Annotated in this window: 15 protein-coding genes; 3 read left to right on the top strand and 12 right to left on the bottom strand. The window is 60.0% G+C overall.

Annotated features, from left to right (window positions below):
* Positions 1 to 77: 77 nt before the first annotated feature.
* Positions 78 to 1,238, top strand: a complete 1,161-nt coding sequence (locus NWV16_RS02125) for an AAA family ATPase (protein ID WP_260521789.1) — start codon at positions 78 to 80, stop codon at positions 1,236 to 1,238.
* 35 nt (positions 1,239 to 1,273) lie between these two features.
* On the opposite strand, the gene NWV16_RS02120 is transcribed toward NWV16_RS02125, so the two are convergent.
* From NWV16_RS02120 to NWV16_RS02065, 12 genes are all read right to left on the bottom strand, one after another.
* Entirely contained in the window at positions 1,274 to 2,152 is an 879-nt protein-coding gene (locus NWV16_RS02120; RefSeq protein WP_260521788.1) for a transporter substrate-binding domain-containing protein, read from the bottom strand.
* On the bottom strand, positions 2,149 to 2,946 hold the full coding sequence (locus NWV16_RS02115; protein ID WP_260521787.1) for an amino acid ABC transporter ATP-binding protein: 798 nt from the start codon (positions 2,944 to 2,946) through the stop codon (positions 2,149 to 2,151). The genes NWV16_RS02120 and NWV16_RS02115 overlap by 4 nt, the downstream gene beginning before the upstream one ends.
* On the bottom strand, positions 2,943 to 3,602 hold the full coding sequence (locus NWV16_RS02110) for an amino acid ABC transporter permease (protein WP_260521786.1): 660 nt from the start codon (positions 3,600 to 3,602) through the stop codon (positions 2,943 to 2,945). The genes NWV16_RS02115 and NWV16_RS02110 overlap by 4 nt, the downstream gene beginning before the upstream one ends.
* Complete coding sequence (locus NWV16_RS02105) at positions 3,583 to 4,248, bottom strand: amino acid ABC transporter permease (RefSeq protein ID WP_065261361.1); 666 nt, start codon at positions 4,246 to 4,248, stop codon at positions 3,583 to 3,585. Before NWV16_RS02105 ends, NWV16_RS02110 begins: the two co-directional genes overlap by 20 nt.
* 470 nt (positions 4,249 to 4,718) lie before the next feature.
* Positions 4,719 to 5,516 carry a MetQ/NlpA family ABC transporter substrate-binding protein gene (locus tag NWV16_RS02100; RefSeq protein ID WP_007952772.1) on the bottom strand — a complete coding sequence of 266 codons (798 nt, stop codon included), beginning with the start codon at positions 5,514 to 5,516 and terminating at the stop codon, positions 4,719 to 4,721.
* 167 nt (positions 5,517 to 5,683) lie between these two features.
* Complete coding sequence (locus tag NWV16_RS02095) at positions 5,684 to 6,616, bottom strand: sigma 54-interacting transcriptional regulator (protein WP_260521785.1); 933 nt, start codon at positions 6,614 to 6,616, stop codon at positions 5,684 to 5,686.
* A 56-nt stretch (positions 6,617 to 6,672) separates the two neighbouring features.
* Positions 6,673 to 7,254, bottom strand: coding sequence for an alpha/beta hydrolase (locus NWV16_RS02090; protein WP_260521784.1), 582 nt, complete (start codon positions 7,252 to 7,254; stop codon positions 6,673 to 6,675).
* Positions 7,255 to 7,422: 168 nt separating this feature from the next.
* The gene (locus NWV16_RS02085) at positions 7,423 to 7,824 is read right to left on the bottom strand and encodes an ExbD/TolR family protein (protein WP_065261364.1); all 402 of its coding nucleotides are present in this window, start codon (positions 7,822 to 7,824) and stop codon (positions 7,423 to 7,425) included.
* A gap of 1 nt (position 7,825) precedes the next feature.
* The gene (locus NWV16_RS02080) at positions 7,826 to 8,551 is read right to left on the bottom strand and encodes a MotA/TolQ/ExbB proton channel family protein (RefSeq protein WP_039764509.1); all 726 of its coding nucleotides are present in this window, start codon (positions 8,549 to 8,551) and stop codon (positions 7,826 to 7,828) included.
* Positions 8,552 to 8,596: 45 nt separating this feature from the next.
* Positions 8,597 to 9,409, bottom strand: coding sequence for an energy transducer TonB (locus tag NWV16_RS02075; protein ID WP_260521783.1), 813 nt, complete (start codon positions 9,407 to 9,409; stop codon positions 8,597 to 8,599).
* Between the two features lie 521 nt (positions 9,410 to 9,930).
* A complete protein-coding gene (locus NWV16_RS02070; protein ID WP_260521782.1) occupies positions 9,931 to 11,274 on the bottom strand; it encodes an aryl-sulfate sulfotransferase in 1,344 nt (447 codons plus the stop codon).
* Between the two features lie 23 nt (positions 11,275 to 11,297).
* Entirely contained in the window at positions 11,298 to 13,658 is a 2,361-nt protein-coding gene (locus NWV16_RS02065) for a TonB-dependent receptor (RefSeq protein ID WP_260521781.1), read from the bottom strand.
* Positions 13,659 to 13,823: 165 nt separating this feature from the next.
* On the opposite strand from NWV16_RS02065, the gene NWV16_RS02060 reads away from it, so the two are divergent.
* Together NWV16_RS02060 and NWV16_RS02055 are read left to right on the top strand one after the other, a co-directional pair.
* Positions 13,824 to 14,768, top strand: a complete 945-nt coding sequence (locus tag NWV16_RS02060) for a LysR family transcriptional regulator (protein WP_260521780.1) — start codon at positions 13,824 to 13,826, stop codon at positions 14,766 to 14,768.
* Between the two features lie 101 nt (positions 14,769 to 14,869).
* Positions 14,870 to 16,480, top strand: coding sequence for an alkaline phosphatase family protein (locus tag NWV16_RS02055; RefSeq protein WP_260521779.1), 1,611 nt, complete (start codon positions 14,870 to 14,872; stop codon positions 16,478 to 16,480).

The following is a 16,480-nucleotide window of genomic DNA, read 5'->3' as shown; positions in this document are numbered from 1 at the left end:
CTTCGTCCGGGCGATATATGCATTTCTGTGCAGCAGTTATCCTGACGCGGATTTCGGCGCACCCAGGAAGGATTTTCATGCTCAAGACCCTCGCGGTGGCCAATTACCGCTCGATCAATAAACTGGTGATTCCGCTGGGTCGGTTGAACCTGATCACCGGCCCCAACGGCAGCGGCAAATCCAACCTTTACAGGGCGCTGCGACTGCTGGCGGAAACGGCTCAGGGCGGAGTGGTCAATGCGCTGGCTCGGGAAGGCGGGCTGGAATCGACCTTCTGGGCCGGGCCGGAAACCATCAGCCGGCGCATGCGCAACGGCGAAGTGCCGATCCAGTCCACCGTACGCCAAGGCGTGAAACGATTACGCCTGGGTTTTGCCGGGGAAGACTTCAGCTATTCGATTGCGCTGGGCTTGCCCGAACCGAGCCTTTCGTTCTTTTCCCTCGATCCGGAAATCAAAAAGGAGTGCCTCTGGGCCGGCCCGCTCTATCGCCCGGCCAGCCTGCTGGTGGATCGCGACGGTCCGATGATCCGCAGCCGCGACGGTCGCCGTTGGGACGTGCTGGCGCAGCACACGCCGAACTTCGACAGCCTGTTCGATCAGGTCGGCAGCCTGCGCAGTTCGCCGGAAGTGTTCCAGATGCGCGAGTTCATCCGCCGCTGGCGTTTCTACGATCACTTTCGCAGCGACGCCGACGCCCCGGTGCGCCAGCCACAACTGGGTACGCGCACGCCAGTGCTGCATCACGACGGCCGGGATCTGGCAGCGGCGTTGCGCACCATCATCGAAATCGGCGATCCCGAGGCATTGCAGACGGCGATCAGCGACGCGTTTCCCGGCGCACGGCTGAACATCGCGCCGCTGGCGGGCGGACGCTTTGCCATCGAGTTCTTTCAGGAAGGCTTGTTGCGACCATTGTCGGCGGCAGAGCTGTCGGATGGCACGTTGCGCTATCTGCTGCTGGTCGCCGCGCTGCTGACGCCGCGTCCGCCTTCGCTGATGGTGCTGAACGAACCGGAAACCAGTCTGCATCCGGATCTGTTGCCGGCGCTGGCGCGGTTGATCATTCGCGCATCGCAGGAATGTCAGGTGTGGGTGGTTTCCCACGCACGACGATTGATTTCGGCATTGCAGGAAGATGAGGAGTGCAATTGCATCGTGCTGGAAAAGACCCTTGGCCAGACGGGCGTCGTCGGGCAGAGGGTGCTGGATGAGCCGGCGTGGAACTGGCCTGATTGATCGTTCCCGCGCAATGCGCGGGAACGATCAAGAGTTTAGCCTTGCCACTTCCCGCCTTCGACAATCACGCTCTCAGGCCGGGTGTCATCACTCAGTTCCTTACGCACATATTGGTCATACAGCTTGAGCAGGTATTTCTCCTCCCCCAGCCTGGCCAGTTCCGCGTTCACCCAGTCGCGCAATTCGATATTGCCCTTCTTCACCGCCGGTGCAATCGGCGCTTCGGCGCCGAGTTTTTCATCCAGCACGCGGTAGCCCGGATTCTGCTTGGCCCAGCTGAACAGCACCAGGTTGTCCTGGGCGTAGGCATCGCCACGGCCATTGGCCAGGGCTTGCAGGGACTCGGAGTTTTTCTCGAACTTCAGCAGTTTCCAGTCCGGGTGGTTCTTGGTCAGCCAGATATCGGCAGTGGTTCCGGTGGTGACGATGGTGGTGCGGGTCGCCAGATCATCGAGTTTTTTCACCTCGCTGCCCTGCGGTACCAGCGCCTGCACCGCGACCTTGAGGTTCGGGTTGGTGAATTCCACCGCCTCCTTGCGCTCCGGGGTCACGGTCATGTTGGCGAGGATCAGGTCGACCTTGTCACTTTGCAGGAACGGAATGCGGCTCGCCGGCTCTACGGCCACGAACTCGACCTTGTTTTCGTCGCCCAGCAGATCCTTGGCGAATTGCCGGCCGATGTCGGTATCGAAGCCGACGTAGCGCCCGGCTTCGTTGACGAAACCGAACGGCGGTTTGTCGGTGAACACGCCGACGATCAGTTTGTCGCGGGCCTTGATCTTGTCCAGATAACCCGCTGGCGCCGTGCTTTCGCTGGCGACTTTCGGCTTGGCCGGTTCTTCGGTCTTGTTGCAGCCGGCCAGCAGCGCGAGGCTGATCAGCGGCAGTGCGAATAGAGCTTTGGCAGTTTTCATGGCAGTTCCGGTTCCTTGGCTTGATTCGTTTTGGGTGAAGTCGCAGAAGTCAGCGCTTCGACGTAGGAGAACTTCTCCAGGAACTGCTGCGCGCGTGCGGTTTGCGGGTTCGTAAAGAAAAGCTCGGGCAGGTTCTGTTCAAGGATGCGCCCGGCATCCATGAACACGATGCGGTCGGCCACCGCGCGGGCGAAGGCCATTTCGTGGGTGACGATCAACAGGGTCATGCCTTCGCGGGCCAGGCCCTGAATCACCTCCAGCACCTCCTTGACCATCTCCGGATCAAGGGCGGCGGTGACCTCGTCAAAAAGCATCACGCGCGGGTTCATGCACAACGAACGGACGATGGCGATGCGTTGCTGCTGGCCGCCGGAGAGCTGGCGCGGGAAGGCATCGCGCTTGTCCAGCAGGCCGACACGTTCGAGCAAGGCTTCAGCTTGCTGTTGCGCTTCGCGGCGTTGGCGCTTCTGCACTTTGAGCGGGCCGAGCAGCAAATTGTCGAGCACGCTCATGTGCGGGAACAGGTGATAACTCTGGAACACCATGCCGATCTGCTGACGCACTTCGCGCCAGTCGGTGGACTTGTCCAGCAGCTCGCGGCCAGCGAATTTCAGACTGCCGCCGTGGGCAACTTCCAGGCCATTCAGGCAACGCAGCAGGGTGCTTTTTCCGCAGCCGCTGGGGCCGAGGATGACGATGACTTCCCCGGATTTCACTTGCAGGTCGATGCCCTTGAGCACCTGCTGTTCGCCGAAGAATTTGTTGAAACCCCGAAACTCGATCAATGCGCTCATGCTTGCGTCCAGCGCCGCTCCAGCACGCGTGAGGCGGCCGACAGCGGGTAGCAGATGAAAAAGAAAAACAGGAACAGCGCACCGTAGATCAGCACCGATTCGTAGGTGCGCTCGATGATCTGCTGGCCGACCTTGATCACATCCACCACACCGATCAGCACCGCCAGCGAACTGGTCTTGATGATCCGCGTGTAGACGTTGATGGTCGGTGGCGTCATGCGTTTCAGCGCCTGGGGCAACAGCACGTAGCCGTAGAGCTGCGCCGCGTTCAGGCCGATCGACAACCCCGCTTCACGCTGCCCGCGTGGCAACGAATGCAGCGCACCACGGGCCACTTCGCCGACCTCGCTGGCGCCCCACAGCGACAGCACCAGCACCGCGCACCAGAAGCTCGGCAGGCTCAAGCCGAAGAAAATCGGTAGACCAAAGAACAGCAGATACAGCCAGACCAGCACCGGTATCGCCCGGAACAGCTCCAGGTAAATCCGCAACACTGCGTTCAGCCACGTCGCATTGAGCGTACGCAACACACCGTAGAACACGCCGCCGACGGTGCTGAGGGCAATGCTCAGGAATGAAATCGACAAGGTCTGCCCGGCGCCTTTAGCCAGTTGCGGCAACGACACCCACAGCAGTTCAAGACCCGAACTGGCCATGCTGGAGCCTCCTTTCCAGACGGCTCAGCAGCAGCGACAGCGGCAGAAACAGAAGCACGCAGATCAGCGTCAGCACGGCGAGCATTTCGTAGGTCTTGTAGTAGAGCGCGATGTAGCTCTTGGTGGTGTAGAGAATCTCCGGCACCGCCACGGCCGAGACCACGGTGGTCTCCTTGAGCAGGAAAATGAAATTGGCGAACAGCGACGGCAGGCTGAGGATCCCCGCTTGCGGCAGGATCACGTAGCGCAGCAACTGGCCGTGAGACAAGCCGATGGATCGACCCGATTCCAGCTGCGCCTGAGGCACCGCATCGACGCCGGCGCGCAGCACTTCGGTGAGATAGGCGCCACCGAGAAAGGTCATGGTGATGATCGCCGCAGTGAAACCGGAAACCTTGATCCCCAGTGCCGGCAATGCGAAGTAGACGAAAAACAACTGGATCAACAGCGGCGTGTTACGCGCCAGTTCCACGTACAGCCCGACCAGTTTTTGCAGGTAAGGCGTGCGGAACACCAGTATCGCCGCGTTGAGCAAAGCCACCAGCAGCGAGGTGCCGATAGCGATCAAACCGACTTGCAGCGTCACGCCAACGGCTTTGAGAAACGCCGGCAACGTGCTGAGGATAAATGCGTAATCGAAGGTCATGAAACATCCTGACGCCGCTTGATAAGCGACGGTGGTGCAGTCCATGGACAGCGGGTAACTGTCCTGCAGGCACCGACTTTAAAGGCATAAAAAGAAGAATTTAAATACCGTTAAAGCATATTGATATCACGCAAAAAACTAATCAGCAGGTTTGCCGGGAAGAAGTAGGAAGGCTATTGTCCCCACCGCTGTAGGACGGATCTTTTTTTCATGAAAGCCCTCCAAGGACGAACAGCGATTGGCCAGACTCCCCGGCCGAACCCATAACAAGGAAGAGAACATGGACGTAAAAGTGCCGCAGCGACTGGATCCGCAGGACATCGTGAAATTGTTGGTGGCGTTGCGCCGGGCGTTGAAGACCGGGATAGCCTGAGCTTAAAGATACCCTCACCCGCACACACAAAAACGCCGATGACCATCACTGGCCATCGGCGTTTTCATACCTTGAAGGGGTGTGTCGCTGCGTCAGATCAGAACGCCGGCAATACCGCGCCGTTGTACTTCTTCTCGATGAACGCTTTGACTTCAGGGCTGGTCAGGGCAGCGGCCAGTTTCTTGATGGCGTCGCTGTTCTTGTTGTCTTCACGGGCGACCAGGAAGTTCACGTATGGCGAATCCGCGCCTTCGATCACCAGGGCGTCCTTGGTCGGGTTCAGCTTGGCTTCCAGCGCGTAGTTGGTGTTGATCATGTCCAGATCGACTTCTTTCAGAACACGCGGCAGCAGGGCCGACTCCAGTTCCTTGAACTTGAAGTTGTGCGGGTTCTTGGCGATGTCTTTCGGCGTGGCCAAGGCGTTTTTCGGATCTTTCAGTTCGATCAGGCCGGCCTTCTGCAGCAGGATCAGCGCACGACCGCTGTTGCTGCCTTCGTTCGGAATGGCGATGGTGGCGCCGTCCGGCAGTTCGGCCAGGGTCTTGTACTTGCTCGAGTAGCCGCCGAAGGGTTCAACGTGCACGCCCTGCACGGTCACCAGGTACTTGGCCTTGTCGTCCTTGTATTTGCCCTGGTTGAAGCTGTTCAGGTACGGCAGGGTCTGGAAGTAGTTGGCATCCAGACGCTTCTCGCCCACCTGCACGTTCGGCTGGACGTAGTCGGTGAAGACCTTGATTTCCAGATCCACGCCTTCTTTGGCGAGAGTCGGTTTGATCAGCTCGAGGATCTCGGCGTGGGGAACCGGGGTCGCGGCAACCACCAGTTTTTCGCCGGCCTGGGCCAGGGAAGCAGTCAGAGCAGCCGCCAATGCGGTAAACAACAGAACCTTTTTCATGCAGTGTCCTTAGTCGAAAATCACGGTCGTCATCGACGACGGCATTAATACGTGTGCCAGCGATGTGCTACTGCTGGCGTGAGTCGGACAATACCGGGATTTTTTATTCCCGGACAATAACGTTTATTCAGCTTCATATTCCATTTTGTTCATGTTGAACAAAATGGTTACAAAGCCTCGCTCAGGCTCAGCAGCAATGCTTTCAATGCCTTACGTTCCTCGGCAGACCCTTTGGCGCTGATGCTCGCCACCTGACGTTCGATCTGAACCAGCGACCCAGACGCCTCGGGCAGGTTCAGGTGCTCAGGCAGGATTTCATCGCCAGTGCTTACCAGCAGCGCAAAGTGAATGACGTTTTCCAGTTCCCGGGTGTTGCCCGGCCAGCTGTGCTGCTCCAGCACCTGCTGCGCCGCTTCGCTGATCAAGGGCACCGGCAGATCGAGACGCTGGCTGTAGATACCGAGGAAGTATTCGGCCAGCGGCAGAATATCGCCGACCCGCGCACGCAACGCCGGCAACTCCAGATGCCCTTCACTGAGATAGTGATAGAGCCGCTCGTGGAATTTCCCCGCCGCCACCGCTTGCGCAAGATCGATGCTGGTGGCCGCCACCAGGCGCACATCCACCGGGCTCGGCTGATGGGCACCGACCCGGGTGACTTCGTGGTTTTCCAGCGCAGCGAGCAACTTGATCTGGATCGGTAACGGCAGGTCGCCGATTTCATCCAGGTACAAAGTGCCGCCGTTGGCCGAGCCAAACCAGCCGGCGCGACTGCTGGCCGAACCGCTGTAGCTGCCGGCGGCATAGCCGAACAATTCGGCATCGGCGTAAGTCGGGCTGATCGCCCCGCAGTTGACCGAGACGAACAATCCGCTGCGATCACTGGCGCGGTGGATATGCCGGGCGAGCAATTCCTTGCCGGTGCCGGTCTCGCCGCGAATCAACACCGAGATCGAGCGCGGTGCGAGCCGGGCCATTTCCTCGCGCAATTGGCGCGAGCGTGGATCGACGAACACCAACGCCTTGGCGCGAATGCTCAGGGGGCTTTTTTCCGCATCGGGAAAGGTCAGCAACGGCTGACCGAAGGTTTCGAAACTCATGGCAGACTCCCGCCCCAAATCGCCGGGAGACGGGGGCGCTGAAAAAATAAAAATGCTCAGGCGAGGCGCCGGGCGTGGTGTTCCATGCGGTTTTGCAGGCGATACAGATACGCGAATCCCTGCTCCCAGCGCTGATGCCCGGACTTCACGTTGATGTGGCCGGCGCCCGCAAGAATCCCTGCCTCGGCGCCCCAGTTGCGTGCCAGTTCCAAGGCACGCGGCGCACTGACGGCGGCGTCGTTGTCAGAGCTGACGACCTGGCTCGGGAAAGGCAGCAGATCGGTCGGGATCGGCGCGAAATTGCGCAGTGCCGGCACACAGGCCGGACGCTCCACATCTGCCGGCGCGACCAGCAGCGCCCCGCGCACCTGACGCAATTGCTGCAATGGCGCGGAGGCCGCCCAATGTGCCACGGTAATGCAACCCAGGCTGTGGGCGATCAGGATCACTGGCGTGCTGTCGGCGGCAATCGCCTCGGCCAGCGCCGCGACCCAGTCTTCACGACGCGGCGTCAGCCAGTCGGCCTGCTCCACCCGCGCACTGTTCGGCAGGCTGTTCTGCCAGTGGCTTTGCCAATGATCTTCTGGCGATCCTTGCCAGCCCGGCACAATCAGATAGCGGATTGATTCGTTGCGCATGGGGGAGCTCTCCTGCGTCGTGTCTGTTCCTGATCGAGTATAGGGACGGGATTTATATTCGTTAAGGAATAAGAAGCTATTTATTAAGACCTGAAATGAATATCAAGTCTTAAACAAAAAAGGGGCCGCACCCTGCCAAGGAGACGGCCCCGGAAAAACGTGAAACCCTTATCGTGCAGTGATCACCGACAGCTTGGTGATGCCCGCCCGCTCAATCGATGCCATGGCTCGCGCCACTTCGCCGTAATTCACCCCGTCGTCCGCCTGCAATTGCACGCGCACTTCCGGATCCTTGGCCTTGGCCGACTTGAGGTTGAACTCCAGCAGGTCCGGCTGGATTTCGTCCTTGTTGATAAACAGTTTTCCAGAACCGTCGATGCTCACCACCAACGGGTCTTTCTGCTCGACCGGCGCCACTGCTTCGGTCTTCGGCAGGTTGATCGGTATCGCGTTGGTCAGCAGCGGCGCGGTGACGATGAATACCACCAGCAGCACCAGCATCACGTCCACCAGCGGCGTCACGTTGATCTCGCTCAGCACCTCGTCGCTGTCTTGCGTGGAGAAGGCCATATCAGGAGGCCTCCTTCACTTTTGTTGCATTGCCCTGGGCCGCAGCCTTGTGCGCGGTCGGGTGGATCAGCACGCGGAACGCACTCTTTTGCGCCAGGCTGTAGAAGTCATGGGCAAAGTCGTCCAGGTCCGCCGCCGTCAGTTTCAGACGACGCAAAAAGTAGTTGTAAACCAGCACCGCCGGCACCGCGACCGCGATCCCCACACCGGTGGCGACCAGCGCTGCACCGATGGGACCGGCCACCGTTTCGAGGCTCGCCGAGCCCGCCGCGCTGATGCCTTTCAACGCTTCCATGATTCCCCACACCGTGCCGAACAGACCAATGAACGGCGAGGTGCTGCCAATACTCGCGACCACCGCCAGGCCTGTTTCCAGCGAACGGCGCTCGCGCACGATCTGCTGGCGCAAGGCACGTTCGAGGCGGTCCTGATGGTTGATCGCCTGGCTCAGGTCATTGGCCTGCGGCGCCTCGCCCACCTGAATCGCCGCGTAACCGGCCTGTGCCACCCGCGCTGCCGCGCCAGGCTGGGTTTCGCTCAACTCGGCGGCGGAGTCCAGACTCGACGCCGCCCAGAAGCGTTTGTGAAATTTGCGGTCCTGCGCCTTCAACCGACCGAACTGCACAGCCTTTAGCAATGCCAGGCCCCAGGTGGCGACAGAGAAGACCACCAGCAGCCAGATCACCGCGCTTTCGATGGATTCCAGTGGAGATGCCAGTAACGTCATGATGTGTTCCCTCGTGTAAACATTTCGCGCGAATTTGGTTTCGGTTTAGTGAATCTTGAAATCGATGGGCACGCTGACCCAGCCGTCCTGGGCGACATCACCCTGCTTGGCCGGCACAAAGCTCCAGCGCTTCACGGCATCCAGCGCCGCGTCGTCGAGCTGTTGCCGGCCACTGCTTTTTTGAATCTGGATCTCGCCCGGTTTGCCACTGGCCAATACGTGCACCCGCAGCAGCACTGTGCCTTCCCAGCCGCGACGCTGGGCCAGTGACGGATACTCCGGCGCCGGGTTCTTCAGGTACGCGGCGTTGGCCGAGGCCGGTGTCACCGGAGCAGGTGCCGGTGGTGCAGGTGGCGCAGGCGCGGCGACCGGAGCGGCCGGTTGTGGCGGAGCCGGTGGTTGCTCGACCGCTTTGGGCGCCGGTTTTGGCACCGGTTTGGCGACCGGTTTCGGTTTGGGAATCGGCTTCGGTTTGGGTGGTGGCTTGGTTGCCAGTTCGTCCTCCACCGGCGGCGGAGGCTCAACCACAGGTGCCGGTGGCGGCGGTACAACTTCTGGCGGCGCCGGGGGTGCCGGGCGCGAAAATTCGATGGTCATCGGTGGAATTTCCGGCGGCACGATCGGCAGCGCCGGCGTCGGATGCTGGTTGATCCAGTCAATCACCGCGCCATGCACCACCAGCGCCAGAACGCCGAGCAGAATTGTTTCGCGGCGGTTCAGAATGCCCTTGGGCGCCCGCTGCAAACGCTGCTGCCCCAACGGCACACGATGGGGTCGGCCGAGATCGACCAACTCGCCGCTCGGCGCCTGGCGCCATAGCACCTCCTGTGCACTGGCGGCGGTCTGGACATTACCCATTGATTGACTCCCTGCGGTCTCTTTGCGTTTTTTCGCGTCGCCGATTCGCCGTTTGTTGAAGCCCCCACGGCGTAATCGATGGGTCAATCATTGGGCTGCAGGCTTATCTCCGAAAGTAATCTTTCATGTTATGAATAGACGCTTATGGAATATAGGAAACGATCATTTTCGCCAGAGCCACGGCCCGCAAGGCTTTCAGCGATTCGCCGGAATCGACATGCTTTCCCGGCATAAAAAGTATTCGTTCAAGGCATCGGGTTATCGATGAACCGGCGCCAACGGATAGCAAGGTGACAGGTAACTGACTTTTCAAAGGACAAACAAAAAGCCGATACATGTTTAATGCATCGGCTTTTGCTTCACAGTTTTTCTTATTGCCTCACAAACTCGCTGGCCAGAACGACCCGATACGATTAAGTGGGTGAACGAACTCGCAACTTAGGCTCATCCGTTCAACAAATTTGCAACGGGCACCATTCAAGTCGCGCACAACTTGATTCGAATTTGAACAGCCTTGATAACTAACGACTGGCACTGGTCTGCTGCACCCCGATGGCTGGCGCAATCACCGCGGTTTCCGAACGCGGCGTCCCTGCCGGCACCCAGTCATAACTTACAGGCAGAGCCCGATAGACCCAGTTGCTGATCGCGTCGCTGCCCGGTGCCTTGCCCAGATAGGGGCTGACGTATTCCCAGACGTTTTCGCCGCTGGCCGTCACCTGGAAAAACCGCCCGTTCATGCCTTCGTCGATCAGCGTATTGCCGTTGGGCAAACGTCGCGCACTGCTGATGAACGAGCTGTAGAACGCCCATCCCGGCTGCTTCGAATTGGCCGCGCTGTACTGCCAGACGATTTCATTTTTCAACGGGTCGATCTCCAGCACCCGCGAGCCGGAAATCAGACCCAGCGTGACGTTCGGATAGCCCGCCGAACCCTGATTGTCGAACACCAGCAGATTGCCGGCGCCGGGTAATCCCGCCGGGATGATATGCGCGTCATGCTGGCCGACGAACTGGTCCACCGGGCGTGGAATCTGCTGCGCGGTTTTCGGATTGGCCAGCGGCAGGTTCGGCCCGAGGCGCCACACCACTTTGCCGCTGTGCTTGTCGATGATCGCGATGACGTTCGCGTTGCGCGAATCGATCAGCAGGTTGTCCGGGTTGAAGCGTTTGTCGCCGGCATCGAACCACTTGTTCGGCCCGACCAGACTGAGGTTGTTGATGTGCAGGTAATCCGGATTTTCGCTGGCGCGCACCAGCTTCAATTGCTCGGCAGTGAAACCGAATTCGTTCAAGTGATCCGACGCCAGCCACTGCCACTTCACCTCGCCCGCAGGGCTGACTTCGTAGATCGCATCGTCGATCACCTCGGGCACTTTGAAGCCTTTGACCTTGTGCACTTTGTTCGCCAGCACCACGGTGTTGCCGTTGCTCAGGCGACGTTGATCGTGATGCTGTTGCGCAGCGCCACCGGGCGCCTTGTCGCCCCATTCCCAGATGACTTTGCCGTTCCAGTCCAGCTCGCCAACGCTCTGATTGCCCAGTCCGTTGCCAGCGGAACCGAGCTTGCCCGGCTCCTTGTCACTCAGTTGCAGCAACACATGACCACGCTCGCCACCCACCAGTTGCGGGTCGATGATTGCCGACGGGAATCCCGCCTGCGGCCAGTTCTTCACTTCGTTGCCGTTCATGTCGATCAGGTGCGTCTGCTTGTCGGCACCGCTGAAGATCACATATTGATTGAAGGCTTTGGCCGGGTCATAACGGGTGACGCCGGTAGGGTAGACACTGGGCGCGGCGAGCGCCCCGGCACTGAGCACGGCGCCGGACAACAACACCGGTAGAGCGGTTTTGATGCGCAACATGATGCAGCTCCTTGAAGGATCGATCAGAAGTCGTAGCGACCGGTGACGCCGAGGGTGCGCCGTGTGCCGAGCAGGCCTTCATAACCGCCGTTGCCGCCGGTCCACAGGGTCGTGTAGTAGGTTTTGTCGAAGGCGTTTTTCAGCCACAGCGAGACGTCCCACTGACCCTGATTGAAATCGCCGCGCAGGCCGGTGGAGAGGTTGACCACCGCGTAACTCGGGATCTGGCCGTAGTCGGAGTCCTCGACCGTGCCGACTGCCTTGGAGCGGAACGCATAACTGGCCGTGACATACGGTTGCAGACCGTTGGCCAGATTCCATTCGTACTTGCCGTTGGCGTTGCCGATCCATTTCGAGGCGCCGACGACCTGATGCCCACTGAGGTCGCAAGAGGCCGGAGCCCCCGGCGCCAGACTGACTTCCGGCGGGCACGGCGCATCCTTGTATGAGAGGTAGCTGACATCGTTGAACGAGCCGTTGAAGTTCAACGTCAACCCGCGGAGCGGGATAACGGTGCTTTCGAATTCCACACCACGGGAGCGCACTGAACCGGCGTTGGTCAGGTACTGCACGCGATTGATGTCATCGTAGGCATTGGTCTGGTAGGCGTTGACCTGGGTCCAGAACAGGTTGGCGTTGAGCTGCAGGCGGCGGTCCCACAAAGTACTCTTGAAGCCGAGTTCGGCGTTGTTGGCGCGCTCGGTGCCGATCAGCAGCGAGTCGGCGCCGGCAGTCGGGGCCGAACCGACCACGAGGTTGACTCCGCCGGATTTTTCACCGTGGGACAGTGTGGCGTAGCCGAGCAGATCATCGGTGATGCGATAGCTGAGATTGAGCAATCCGGACGGGCTGGAGCTGTACTGATTCAGATCACCGGAATCGTAGGCGCCGGTCCGGCCGCGTCGCGCAGTGGCAGCGGCGCCAGTGACCGTAGCGCCACCGACCGGCGCGTCGCGATTGACCCACGCGTTCTTCTCTTCATAGGTGCCGCGCACCCCGGCGGTGAAATCCAGGCGCGGGGTGAGGTGCCAGGTGCCTTGGGCGAACAGCGCAAAACTGTCGGTCTTGATGTGGCCGCGACCGACGCTGCCGACATTGGCCAGGGCACCCCGTGGCGTGCCGTTCCAGATGTCGGCCTGGGGGCCGTAATAAGCGAAGGATTTGTTGTCCAGATCCGAGCCGAAGTAGTACGCGCCAAGCACGTAATCGAAGGACTCGCCCTTGGGCGATGCCAGGCGAAATTCCTGGGAATACTGCTTGTCCTCTACCGAAACACCTGCGTTATAGGTCGCCGCGACATTGAGACCGTCGTCGTTGGCCGGGGTGAAGTTCCAGTAACGGTAGGAACTGATCGAGGTCAGGGTGAAATCGCTCGGCAGTGTCCAGTTGGCTTCCACCGAAGTGCCGCCCTGATGCACGGTGACGTGCTGGTCATTGTCCAGATTGACCTTGCGGTGCGATCCGTTGACCAGCGTCGCACCGGCAGCATTGGCCCGGGACTGGTAGAGATTGACGCGGTTGATGGTCGGCCCGGTGTTGTACAGCACGCGAGTACCGGCGCTGGAATCTTCTTCGTTGTAGTCACCGATCCAGCGCAGATTGAAGTGCTCGTTGGGCTTGAACAACAGCTGCGCCCGGAAGCCGTCGCGGGAACCGCCGTTGAGGTCATGGCCGTCGAATTCGTTTTTGATGTCGCCGTCGCTGCGGGTGCGATAAGCGGAAATGCGCCCGGCCAGTTGATCGTTGAGCGGCCCGGAAAGCGTGCCCTTGGTCTGGAAGTAACCGTCCTCGCCGACGGAGGTCTCGATGCTGCGCTCCGGGGTGAAACTTGGCGCCCGGGTACTGATGTTGATCACCCCGGCAGTGGTGTTCTTGCCGAACAACGTCCCTTGCGGCCCGCGCAGGACTTCAAGCTGTTCGATGTCCATCAGATCGAACACCGCCATCCCCGGACGGCCCAGATAAACGTTGTCGATATACAGCCCGACGCTGCCTTCCAGGCCATCGCTGGCCGGGTTGTTGCCCAGGCCGCGGATCGACACGCTGGACTGGCGCGCATGCATGTAGGCGACGTTGACGCTGGGCACCAGTTGCTGCAGATCCTGGATGCGATAGACCCGCTGCGTCTCCAGAGTCTGGCCGCTGACCACACTCATCGGCGTCGGCACGTCCTGAGAACTTTCTTCGCGACGACGGGTGGTGACGGTGACGGTTTCCAGTTGCGAAGTGGCGGTCGCAGTTTTGCCTGTTGGTGCCGGGACAGGCGTTTGGGCTTCATCGGCGTAACCCTGATTCCAACTCGCGCTCCCTGCCAGCAACAGGGCCAGGGGCAGACGTTTGAGCCGTCGTGGCGGCGGCGGTGAAGCGAGGTTCAACGGACTCATGGGACTGCTCCTGGTCAAAAAACACGCAGACATCTTCTGTGCCGCATATTCTTTAAAGTTATTTATTTATGTTTTTACAAAGATTTACTGCATAAGAGATTGCCTTTATAAGGAGTCGACCTAATGCATATCCAATGCATTTCCCGGATATTTTTTATGTGAAAAATGCATATCGACTTGCGCCAACTCCGCCACTTCATCGCCCTTGCCGAACAACGCAGCTTCGTCGCCGGCGCGCAGGCGGTGAACCTGTCGCAGTCGGCGTTCAGCCGCAGTATCCAGGCGCTGGAACATAGCGTCGGCTGCCAGTTGGTGGATCGCGGACGCAAGGATTTGCCGCCGACCAAACAGGGTCAGGTGCTGCTCGAACATGCACGGCGACTGGTCAGCGGCGCACAGCAAATGGCCAACGAGATCAGCCAGTTCAACGGGCTGGAGGCAGGAGAGCTGCGCTTCGGATGCGGCCCGGCGCCGGCAGCCGGGTTGATCCCCCGAGCCATCGGCGCCTTCATCGGTCGCTACCCGAAAGCGCGCGTGCAATTTCAGGTCGATGACTGGCAAAGCCTGAGCAAAAGATTGCTGAGCGAAGAGTTCGAATTCTTTGTCGCCGACACCCGGCATTTCGAGGCGGATCCGGATTACCTCACACACCGGCTGCGGCCACGCAAATGGCATTTCTGCTGCCGTGCCGGACATCCGCTGACCGATCTGGATCAGGTCACGGCAGAACAATTGATGAGTTATCCACTGGCCGTGAGCATTCGTCCGCCGAACCTGCGCAAGGTCATCGTCGACCTCAGTGGCCGGCCCGATTTCATCCCGAACGTGGAGTGTGAAAACAGCGCCAGCCTGCTTGGCGTGGTGCTGCGCTCCGATGCGATCGGCATCGTTGGTGCCTATTCGGATGCGCTGCATCAGGCACGGGGCGAACTGGTGTGTTTGAAAATCCAGGGGTTGGCGGAGGATCGCGAGGAGCTGTACACCCGTTACGGAATTGTCAGCCGCGCCGGGTATCGGCTGTCGCCGCTGGCCGAGGCGATGATCGAGCAGATCAAGGCGATTGATGCGGTGGAAGAGGAGGTGTGTTCACTGGCGAATCTCGCCGTTTGAGTTCATGCGTTTCATGCATCACACGCATTCCCCGAATGCACTTGCCGAACACCGTCTCCGAAAGCGAAAAACCTCACCTGTCTTTCTGACTGGTGAACCCAATGTCCAACCTGCAAAACCCCGTACGCAACGTGCTGTACATCATGTGCGATCAACTGCGCCGCGACTACCTGTCGTGCTACGGCCACCCGCACCTGCACACCCCGAACATCGATCGCCTGGCCGCTGCCGGCGTGCGTTTCAGCCGTGCCTACACCCAGGGCACGATTTGCGGACCGTCGCGGATGTCGGCCTACACCGGGCGCTACGTCAGCAGTCATCAAGTGGCGTGGAACGCCGTGCCGTTGCCGCTGGAAGAAATGACCATCGGCGACTACCTGCGCCCCCACGGCATTCGTACTGCACTGGTCGGCAAGACTCACGCCACGGCCAACGTGGACGCCTTGCAGCGGTTGGCGATCAACCCTGAAAGCGAGCAGGCCGAGGTGTTGAACGAAGTCGGCTTCGAGCCGTACTTCCGTCACGACGGCATCTTCCCCGACGACCCGCTGTTCGACGACAAACGCGAATCGGCGCCGTACACCCATTACCTGCGCGAACAGGGTTTCGCAGGGCGCAACCCCTGGCACGACTGGGCCAATGCAGCCGAAGGCGACAACGGCGAAATCCTCAGCGGCTGGCACATGCGCAATGCCCACCTGCCGGCGCGAATTCCCGAGCAACATTCAGAGACTGTCTACACTACAAATCGAGCCATCGACTTCATAAGTGAGCAAGGTGAAAAACCATGGTTTTTACACCTGTCCTATATCAAACCCCATTGGCCCTATATCGTACCGGCTCCGTACCACACTTTGTACAGTACGAAATCGATTCTCGAACCGGTCCGAAATGCCTCTCCAAGCGACCATCCCGTCTATCAGGCCTTTTGCCAGCATGAGGAAAGCCTGAACTTCTCCAAAGACCCGGTACGACTGAACGTAATCCCGACGTACATGGGCCTGGTCAAACAGGTGGATGATCAGTTGGGGCGGCTGTTCGATTTCCTGCAAAGCAACGGACGCTGGGACGACACCTTGGTCGTGTTTACCAGCGATCACGGCGATTTCCTGGGCGACCACTGGCTGGGCGAGAAAGAATTTTTGCTGGAGCAGGCGGTGGGCGTTCCCTTGATCGTGCGCGATCCGCGTGCAGCGGCGGACGTCACACGGGGCACGGTGGACGAGCGTCTGGCGGAAACCATCGACGGCGTACCGACATTTCTCGAAGCGTTGGGGGTCGGGGGCGCCGAGCATCGACTGGAAGGTCGCTCATTGATTCCACTGCTGCACGGCAAAAAACCTGACTGGCGCCGCTATGCGATCAGCGAATACGACTACGCCTTCCAGGCCCCGGCGCGGGAACGACTGGGCCGGCCGATCGACCGTTGCCGCATGACCATGGTGCGCAGCGAACGCTGGAAATACCTGGCGTACGACGGCTTCCGGCCGCAGCTTTTCGATCTGTTGAATGATCCGCAGGAGCTGCAGGATCTGGGCGCGGATCCGGCGTATGCGGCGGTGCGCGAAGAACATGCGGGGTATCTGTTCGAGTGGGTGCGCGGGTTGAAACGGCGCACGACCATCAGTCATCAGGAGATTGATTTGCGCGGCCAGCGGTTTCGTTATGGGGAGCCGGAGACCGAGAAAATCGTGCAGATCGGGGTTTGGTGA

This window comes from Pseudomonas sp. BW7P1 (assembly GCF_024981055.1).
GTDB lineage: Bacteria > Pseudomonadota > Gammaproteobacteria > Pseudomonadales > Pseudomonadaceae > Aquipseudomonas > Aquipseudomonas bananamidigenes.
This window is presented reverse-complemented; position numbering and strand designations above follow the sequence as displayed.

What these genes read in the sequence shown, in the direction of transcription:
- NWV16_RS02125 (WP_260521789.1), top strand. Translation starts at nt 78, where the DNA reads ATGCTCAAGACCCTCGCGGTGGCCAATTACCGCTCGATCAATAAACTG.
- NWV16_RS02120 (WP_260521788.1), bottom strand. Translation starts at nt 2,152, where the DNA reads ATGAAAACTGCCAAAGCTCTATTCGCACTGCCGCTGATCAGCCTCGCG.
- NWV16_RS02115 (WP_260521787.1), bottom strand. Translation starts at nt 2,946, where the DNA reads ATGAGCGCATTGATCGAGTTTCGGGGTTTCAACAAATTCTTCGGCGAA.
- NWV16_RS02110 (WP_260521786.1), bottom strand. Translation starts at nt 3,602, where the DNA reads ATGGCCAGTTCGGGTCTTGAACTGCTGTGGGTGTCGTTGCCGCAACTG.
- NWV16_RS02105 (WP_065261361.1), bottom strand. Translation starts at nt 4,248, where the DNA reads ATGACCTTCGATTACGCATTTATCCTCAGCACGTTGCCGGCGTTTCTC.
- NWV16_RS02100 (WP_007952772.1), bottom strand. Translation starts at nt 5,516, where the DNA reads ATGAAAAAGGTTCTGTTGTTTACCGCATTGGCGGCTGCTCTGACTGCT.
- NWV16_RS02095 (WP_260521785.1), bottom strand. Translation starts at nt 6,616, where the DNA reads ATGAGTTTCGAAACCTTCGGTCAGCCGTTGCTGACCTTTCCCGATGCG.
- NWV16_RS02090 (WP_260521784.1), bottom strand. Translation starts at nt 7,254, where the DNA reads ATGCGCAACGAATCAATCCGCTATCTGATTGTGCCGGGCTGGCAAGGA.
- NWV16_RS02085 (WP_065261364.1), bottom strand. Translation starts at nt 7,824, where the DNA reads ATGGCCTTCTCCACGCAAGACAGCGACGAGGTGCTGAGCGAGATCAAC.
- NWV16_RS02080 (WP_039764509.1), bottom strand. Translation starts at nt 8,551, where the DNA reads ATGACGTTACTGGCATCTCCACTGGAATCCATCGAAAGCGCGGTGATC.
- NWV16_RS02075 (WP_260521783.1), bottom strand. Translation starts at nt 9,409, where the DNA reads ATGGGTAATGTCCAGACCGCCGCCAGTGCACAGGAGGTGCTATGGCGC.
- NWV16_RS02070 (WP_260521782.1), bottom strand. Translation starts at nt 11,274, where the DNA reads ATGTTGCGCATCAAAACCGCTCTACCGGTGTTGTTGTCCGGCGCCGTG.
- NWV16_RS02065 (WP_260521781.1), bottom strand. Translation starts at nt 13,658, where the DNA reads ATGAGTCCGTTGAACCTCGCTTCACCGCCGCCGCCACGACGGCTCAAA.
- NWV16_RS02060 (WP_260521780.1), top strand. Translation starts at nt 13,824, where the DNA reads ATGCATATCGACTTGCGCCAACTCCGCCACTTCATCGCCCTTGCCGAA.
- NWV16_RS02055 (WP_260521779.1), top strand. Translation starts at nt 14,870, where the DNA reads ATGTCCAACCTGCAAAACCCCGTACGCAACGTGCTGTACATCATGTGC.